General features: G+C 43.5%; 1 protein-coding gene. It reads left to right on the forward strand.

The genetic code is table 11. From position 1 onward, the window contains the following. The coding region (locus GMD1S_RS08005; RefSeq protein ID WP_000596418.1) for a sialoglycan-binding domain-containing protein at positions 1–1,117 on the forward strand (1,117 nt) is incomplete at both ends.

Below are 1,117 nucleotides of genomic sequence, written 5' to 3' on the forward strand. Positions count from 1 at the left end.
AAGAAATTAGAGGCCTTGTCTGCTGAGATTGGGCAGTTTCTAGCTCAAGCGCAGGGACTTCCGAACTCGGATGAGGCGATCACGAAGGCTAGTCTAACGAAGAATGAGATAGCAGAAGCCTTGAAAGGTGAGGCTTCTGACCTTGCCACTATCCTACAAAAAGCTACAGAAGCTCGAAACAGTATTGCAAATGCTGTATTACGTGCCAACTCTGGACTTCGTGACAGCAGAAATGGACAAGCTTTGACCCAAGCTTCAAATACCGCTAGCTTCAGAGCTGCTAGGGATACTGAGAAGCCAGAACTTCAGAAAATAACCGTTACAGGTGGCGCAGTTCTAGAAGGGCAAAAATTTAAAATTTATCGAGAAGAAAATTTTTCTGGGACCATTGAGTTTACTGATAACAGTGGTCGAATTGAACATGCAAAATTTGTTCCTACTGCTGTTCCCGCGGCCTATCCGGCTACTTCAACCGTTGTCTCATTCACTACGAGTAATGGTCAAAGTATCAGCATGATTGTTCCGACAAATAAACTAGCCAAAGATGGAAATGCTACAGCATCAAATCCTTTCACCGTTTCAATCACGGGTTCTGTTGGAAAAAATCAAGCAGTAAATAGTTTGTGGACTCGTTATGTTTTCACCTATGATCAGGAAGGTAATTTTAGCGGAAATACTACTGACGTAGGTCTTGTAAAAGATTTAACAGCCAACCCTGCCGCAATTCAATTTGAAGTCCATGCTCAGTCTGAAAAGTACGAACCAGCTATCAATGCTGAGGTGAATCGAAACTTTACTCTAACTGCCAATTCAGGGACTGTTTCTGTTGGTGAAGCCAGTCAGTACATCACGAATGCTACAGGGACGCCAGAATTACCTACTACAGGAATTACTAAGGGAACTAGAACAACCTATACTTGGAAATCTGGAACCAATACGAATTTGTCTGCTGGTCGGCATACTTTGACAGCGGTGGTAACTTATCCAGATGGAAGTACGGATGAAATTGACGTGAGCTTTACTGTGCGCCCTCAGACGCCAAGGATAGAGAATCAATATCTTAACGAAAAAGGTGGGCTCTCAAATCAAGCGATTACGGTAGATGGGGTTGCTCCAG

The sequence above is a fragment of the Streptococcus sp. GMD1S genome (genome assembly GCF_000296875.1).
In the GTDB taxonomy this organism is placed as follows: Bacteria; Bacillota; Bacilli; order Lactobacillales; family Streptococcaceae; genus Streptococcus.